At 70.1% G+C, this 6,000-nt stretch carries 7 protein-coding genes; 5 read left to right on the plus strand and 2 right to left on the minus strand.

All coding sequences use genetic code 11. The features are described 5' to 3' along the window. The first annotated feature begins 65 nt into the window (after positions 1-65). The 4 genes from ilvA to BMX65_RS20660 all read left to right on the plus strand — a co-directional run bounded on the left by ilvA (position 66) and on the right by BMX65_RS20660 (position 4,115). The gene (ilvA, locus tag BMX65_RS20645) at positions 66-1,313 is read left to right on the plus strand and encodes a threonine ammonia-lyase (RefSeq protein ID WP_075001810.1); all 1,248 of its coding nucleotides are present in this window, start codon (positions 66-68) and stop codon (positions 1,311-1,313) included. Between the two features lie 206 nt (positions 1,314-1,519). Continuing rightward, on the plus strand, positions 1,520-2,572 hold the full coding sequence (locus tag BMX65_RS20650; RefSeq protein WP_075001811.1) for an ATP-binding cassette domain-containing protein: 1,053 nt from the start codon (positions 1,520-1,522) through the stop codon (positions 2,570-2,572). Between the two features lie 76 nt (positions 2,573-2,648). After that, positions 2,649-3,455 carry an ABC transporter permease gene (locus BMX65_RS20655; RefSeq protein ID WP_075001812.1) on the plus strand — a complete coding sequence of 269 codons (807 nt, stop codon included), beginning with the start codon at positions 2,649-2,651 and terminating at the stop codon, positions 3,453-3,455. A 219-nt stretch (positions 3,456-3,674) separates the two neighbouring features. Beyond that, a complete protein-coding gene (locus tag BMX65_RS20660) occupies positions 3,675-4,115 on the plus strand; it encodes a hypothetical protein (protein WP_075001813.1) in 441 nt (146 codons plus the stop codon). 132 nt (positions 4,116-4,247) lie between these two features. Here the strand turns inward: BMX65_RS20660 and greA are convergent, their stop codons facing one another. Both greA and BMX65_RS20670 read right to left on the minus strand, forming a co-directional pair. After that, entirely contained in the window at positions 4,248-4,745 is a 498-nt protein-coding gene (greA, locus tag BMX65_RS20665) for a transcription elongation factor GreA (RefSeq protein WP_075001814.1), read from the minus strand. A gap of 187 nt (positions 4,746-4,932) precedes the next feature. Next, complete coding sequence (locus BMX65_RS20670) at positions 4,933-5,352, minus strand: DUF4307 domain-containing protein (protein WP_075001815.1); 420 nt, start codon at positions 5,350-5,352, stop codon at positions 4,933-4,935. A 177-nt stretch (positions 5,353-5,529) separates the two neighbouring features. On the opposite strand from BMX65_RS20670, the gene mca reads away from it, so the two are divergent. Then, positions 5,530-6,000, plus strand: a 471-nt coding sequence (mca, locus tag BMX65_RS20675; RefSeq protein WP_075001851.1) for a mycothiol conjugate amidase Mca, incomplete at its 3' end; no start/stop codon positions are given.

Here is a 6,000-nt window from a genome sequence, read left to right on the forward strand (position 1 = left end):
ACCACCCCGCGCGGCCGCCCGGCCGGTGGCCCGCCCACCGGCGGGGCGGCTGCCAGACTGGCGGAATGGTCACCAGCGCAACCCCCTCCGCCGCCTCCGGGCACCCCGAACTCCCCGTCTCGCTGGACGAGGTGCGCCTCGCCCGCAAGACGCTCGCGGGGGTCGCCCGCACCACCGCCGTCGAGGGCAGCCGGCACCTCTCCTCGCTGGTCGGTTCGCCGGTGCACCTCAAGTGCGAGAACCTGCAGCGCACCGGATCGTTCAAGCTGCGCGGCGCGTACGTGCGGATCGCGGGGCTGACGCCCGAGGAGCGGCGGCGCGGGGTGGTCGCGGCGAGCGCGGGCAACCACGCGCAGGGCGTGGCGCTGGCGGCGTCGCTGCTGGGGGTGCCGTCGACGGTCTTCATGCCGGTGGGGGCGCCGCTGCCGAAGGTGGCGGCCACCCGCGACTACGGAGCGCGGGTGCGGATGCACGGCCAGGTGGTGGACGAGACGCTGACGGCGGCCGAGGAGTACGCGCAGGCCACCGGGGCCGTCTTCATCCACCCCTTCGACCACCCGGACGTGGTGGCCGGGCAGGGCACGCTGGCCCTGGAGCTGCTGGAGCAGTGCCCGGAGGTGCGGACCGTCGTGGTGGGCGTCGGCGGCGGCGGGCTGCTCGCGGGCATGGCGGTGGCGATCAAGGCGCTCCGCCCCGATGTCCGCGTGGTGGGGGTGCAGGCGGAGGGCTCGGCCGCGTATCCGCCGTCACTGCGGGCCGGGCGTCCGGTCGCACTCGGGTCCGTCTCGACGATGGCGGACGGCATCAAGGTCGGCCGGCCCGGCGACGTGCCGTTCGAGATCATCCGGACGCTGGTCGACGACATCCGCACGGTGTCCGAGGATGCGCTCTCCCGGGCGCTGCTGCTGTGCCTGGAGCGGGCCAAGCTGGTGGTGGAGCCCGCGGGGGCGAGCTCGGTCGCGGCACTGCTCTCGGCCCCGGACAGCTTCGAGGGGCCGGTCGCCGCGGTGCTCTCGGGCGGCAACGTCGACCCGCTGGTCCTGCAGCGGACGCTGCGGCACGGGATGGCTGCGGCCGGGCGCTATCTGTCGCTGCGGCTGCGCCTCCCGGACCGGCCGGGCGCGCTCGCGGCGCTGCTCGGGGAGCTGTCGGTGGCGGACGCCAACGTGCTGGACGTCGGCCATGTGCGGACCGATCCGCGGCTGGGTCTGGACGAGGTGGAGGTGGAGCTGCACATGGAGACGAAGGGCCCGCAGCACTGCGTGGAGGTCGCCTCGGGGCTGCGCGCGGCGGGGTACACGGTCATGAGCTGAGCGGGCACGGGGCGCCCTCGCCCCGGCTCTCACGACACGGCGGCACAGGACGCGGACTATCGCGTATTTCTTGACGCGATACATCGCGTCGCTCCATACTGCTGTGCGACGGACCCCGGTTCGCCGCATCTCCGTACATGCCGGAACTTCCCGGCACCTCTAGCATTTTCGTAGCGTGTCACGCTCCACACCCTGGGAGTCCATCCATGCCAGGTGCCATTTACGCCGAAGGGCTGGTGAAGACCTTCGGCGAGGTGAGGGCTCTGGACGGCGTCGACCTCGACGTCCCCGAATCCACCGTGCTGGGCCTGCTCGGCCCCAACGGCGCGGGCAAGACCACCGCGGTCCGGGTACTGACCACCCTGCTGCGCCCCGACGCGGGCCGCGCCGTCGTCGCAGGTCTCGATGTCCTGAAGAACCCGACCGCGGTACGCCGCTCCATCGGCCTCTCCGGCCAGTTCGCCGCCGTCGACGAGTATCTGACCGGCCGCGAGAACCTCCAGATGGTCGGACGGCTCTATCAGATGTCCGCACGTGACGCGAAGAAGCGCGCGAACGAACTGCTGGAGCGCTTCAACCTCGCCGACGCCGCCGACCGGACGGCCAAGACCTACTCGGGCGGCATGCGCCGCCGCCTGGACCTCGCCGCCGCGCTGGTCGTCAGTCCGCCCGTGATGTTCATGGACGAGCCCACCACCGGACTCGACCCGCGCAACCGGCAGCAGTTGTGGGAGGTCATCGAAGAACTGGTCGCGGGCGGTACGACGCTGCTGCTGACGACGCAGTACCTGGAGGAAGCCGACCGCCTCGCACACGACATCGCCGTCGTCGACCACGGCAAGGTCATCGCACGCGGCACCTCCGACGAGCTCAAGGCCCGCACCGGCGGCGAGCGCATCGAGGTCGTCGTCCACGAGCGCGCGGACATCCCCGCGGCACGCGAGGTGCTCGTCAGCCACGGGCTGAGGGGGACGGTGCACGAGGGCTGCACCGTCGAGCAGCACACCCGCAAGCTGACCGTCCCGGTCACCGGCGGCGCCAAGCTCCTCGCCGAGGTCATCAGGGAGCTGGACGCGCGCGGCATCGAGATCGACGACATCGGCCTGCGCCGCCCCACCCTCGACGACGTCTTCATCTCCCTGACGGGCCACGCGGCCGAGGGCGGGCGGGAGCCGGAGGGCACCGGTGAGGACGCACCCCCGGACGGGCCCCGGGGCACCCTCCGGTCCACGTCCGAGTCCGAGGAGGTCACCAAGTGAGCGGCACAGCGCGGACGCCGATCCGCACGGCACGCATCTCGAGCCCCGGTCAGCCGGCAGGGAAGGAAGGGCACAAGTGAGCACTGTGACCGATTCGCTGGTGCTGGCCCGGCGGAACGTGATCCGCATGAGCCGAATCCCCGAAGTGCTGCTTTTCGGGCTCATCCAGCCCGTGATGTTCGTGCTCCTGTTCACGTACGTCTTCGGCGGCTCGCTGAAGATCGGCAACACCACCGACGCGGCCGTCTACAAGAACTTTCTGATGGCGGGCATCTTCGCGCAGACCGTCACCTTCGCGACGGCGGGAGCGAGCGCGGGCATCGCCGAGGACATGCACAAGGGGCTCGTCGACCGGTTCCGCTCGCTGCCCATGGCACGCGGAGCCGTGCTGACCGGCCGTACCCTCGCCGACCTGGCGCAGACGGCCCTGACGCTGCTGGTCCTCGCGATCGTCGCGCTCCTCGCCGGCTGGCGCCCCGGCTACGCGGAACCGACCAACCTCGCAAGAGTGCTGGGCGGCTTCGGCCTGCTGCTTCTGCTGGGATACGCCTTCACCTGGATCGGCGCGCTCATCGGGCTGTCCGTGCGCACCCCGGAGGCGGCGACCTCGGGAGGGCTGATCTGGCTCTTCCCGGTGACGTTCATCTCCAACGCCTTCGTCGACACCGGGCAGATGACGCCATGGCTGCGCCATGTGGCCGATTGGAACCCGTTCAGCGCCACCGTCCAGGCGTGCCGTGAGTTGTTCGGCAACCCCGGGGTCACCGGGTCGGACGCCTGGCCGATGCAGCACCCGGTGTGGGCTTCGCTGCTCTACTCGGTCCTGATCGTCGCCGTCTTCCGCACGCTCGCGGTCCGCAAGTACCGCCGGGCGGCCGAGTGATGACTCCCCCTTCCTGACCCCGCACAGCCAGGGCATGCTCCGGCCCCCTCCCCCAGGAGGGGGCCGGAGCATGCGACTCCCCGGAAGCCTCGCAGGTGACTCACGTCACAACTGGGGCGCAGCCGAATGCCACCGTCCAGTCTCACCGGGTAGCTAGATTGGCCCGGCCAGAAGCCGAGGGGAAGCTTGAGGGGAAATATGATGGTTAAACGACATCTTATGGTCGCGACCGCTGTAGCCACCATCCTGGCGGTCAGCGCCCCCGTCGCCGGCGCGACCAGCGGCACGGCGGGAGAAACCACCCACCGCGCCGAAAAGCTCAGCTCCTTCTCCGCAGAGGCGAGCAGCGCCCCGGAAGTGACTCTGGCCAAGAAGTACAAGGGCAAGGCCAAGACGCCCTACTACAAGAAGAAGCGCGTCCGTTCCTACGGCGTACTCAAGTCGAAGCGGCCCAAGGGCTGGAAGCTGTGCATCAGCCTTCTGATGAGCACCCCCACCTCGCCGCCCGGTCAGGTGGCAAAGAAGTGCGCCTACAAGAGGAAGGTGAAGGTGTCCACCATGAACTGGTGCGCGCCTTTCGCGGCGCTCCTGACACTCGAGAAGAAGGGGCAGAGGACGTACTGGGTGCACCGGACGAAGGCCCGGGTCATCTGCCGGTGACGTCGGCCGCCCCACAGCCTGCCCGCTCAAGGCCGCCGGCACGCCCACGAACCGGCGGACGGCCCGCGCTGTCACGCGCGGGCCGTCCGCCATCGTGGTACCGGGGCCCCACAGGGCACGCCGCGGTGCGACTCAGTCCCGGTAGGGCTTGGCCTCCAGGATGCGTACCGACGCCATCTTGCCGTTCGGCAGCTCGTACTCGGCGTCCTGGCCGACCTTCTTGCCCATCACGCCGGAGCCCAGGGGCGACTGCGGAGAGTAGGTCTCGATCTCGGAGCTGGCGTACTCGCGGGAGGCCAGCAGGAAGGTGATCGTGTCGTCCTCGTCGCCGTCGAAGGCGATCTTGACCACCATGCCGGGCTCCACCACACCGTCGTCCGCCGGAGCCTCACCGACCTTGGCGTTCTCCAGGAGCTGCTGGAGTTGCCGGATACGCAGCTCCTGCTTGCCCTGCTCCTCCTTGGCCGCGTGGTACCCGCCGTTCTCGCGGAGGTCGCCCTCCTCGCGAGCCGCCTCGATCTTCTTGGAGATCTCGGTGCGTGCAGGACCCGACAGGTACTCCAGCTCGGCCTTGAGCTGGGAGTACGCCTCCTGGGTCAGCCAGGTGACGTTGTCGCTGGTCTGGGTCACAGGTGCTCCTCGTCGGTACTGGGATATGAAGCTGATGCAGAAAACGCCCTACCAGAAAGGGTGCGCCTGCACTGGTGGGCGAAACCACGAGCTTAACAATTCCGCCGGAAAAGGGAAGAAGACTCCGGCTCCATCCCAGGTCAGCAGGGTCCGCCGGACGAGCCGGAACGCCCGGCCGCCGCCCGCCTCAGCGCTCCTGGCAGCCGATCAGCTCGGCACTCGTGGCGCGCGCCGTGGTACGCACGGTGACGACCTCGTCCACCCGGGAAGCGCCCGCGGCGAACTCCGCGTTCTTGCGCCCGACCTCGCTGCCGTCCTCCGCGCGGGTGCGCAGCGTGCACACGCCCTCGGCCCCGGCCTCCTTGCGCACCTCCACGTGGACCTGCACCGCGCTGTCGGAGACCACCTTGAACTTGATCAACTCGCCGCTCACCTGCTGGCCGGAGATGTACGCGACCCCGAACCAGCCGATCAGCGCGAGCAGCAGCACCCCCAGCACACCGCCGGTGACCTTCAGCCGACGGTCCGTGCGCGCCTCCGCGTCCGCGGACCGGCCCGCAGCACGCCCGTACCGCCCCTCGGGGACCTGTTGGCGCAGGTCGACCATGGTCCGTTCCTCCCGGCAGCCGCTCCGACCGTGCTGTGCGGACCCGGCCGGAGCCGGGCGGGCCCGAACCGGGAATACATCACGGTGCTGATTCGGTCACTATAGAAGCCGCTCCCGAATCCGCCGACGGCGGGCGGGGCCGATGGCGGAGCCGCTTTGACCTATGAGGATTGAGTTGTGACTGAGCAACTGCGACTGATGGCCGTGCACGCACACCCCGACGACGAGTCGAGCAAGGGTGCGGCCACCATGGCGAAGTACGTCGACGAGGGGGTGGACGTGCTCGTCGCGACGTGCACCGGGGGAGAGCGGGGCTCCATCCTCAACCCGAAGCTCCAGGGCGACACCTACGTCGAGGAGCACATCCACGAGGTGCGCCGCAAGGAGATGGACGAGGCCCGGGAGATCCTGGGCGTGAAGCAGGCGTGGCTCGGCTTCGTCGACTCGGGCCTCCCCGAGGGCGACCCGCTGCCGCCGCTGCCCGAGGGCTGCTTCGCCCTCCAGGAGGTGGACGAGGCCGCCGGAGCGCTGGTGCGGCTCATCCGCGAGTTCCGCCCCCAGGTGATCACCACCTACGACGAGAACGGCGGCTACCCGCACCCCGACCACATCATGACCCACAAGATCTCGATGGTCGCCTTCGAGCAC

This window comes from Streptomyces qinglanensis (assembly GCF_900111245.1).
Taxonomy (GTDB): Bacteria; Actinomycetota; Actinomycetes; order Streptomycetales; family Streptomycetaceae; genus Streptomyces; species Streptomyces qinglanensis.

What these genes read in the sequence shown, in the direction of transcription:
- ilvA (WP_075001810.1), top strand. Translation starts at nt 66, where the DNA reads ATGGTCACCAGCGCAACCCCCTCCGCCGCCTCCGGGCACCCCGAACTC.
- BMX65_RS20650 (WP_075001811.1), top strand. Translation starts at nt 1,520, where the DNA reads ATGCCAGGTGCCATTTACGCCGAAGGGCTGGTGAAGACCTTCGGCGAG.
- BMX65_RS20660 (WP_075001813.1), top strand. Translation starts at nt 3,675, where the DNA reads ATGGTCGCGACCGCTGTAGCCACCATCCTGGCGGTCAGCGCCCCCGTC.
- BMX65_RS20670 (WP_075001815.1), bottom strand. Translation starts at nt 5,352, where the DNA reads ATGGTCGACCTGCGCCAACAGGTCCCCGAGGGGCGGTACGGGCGTGCT.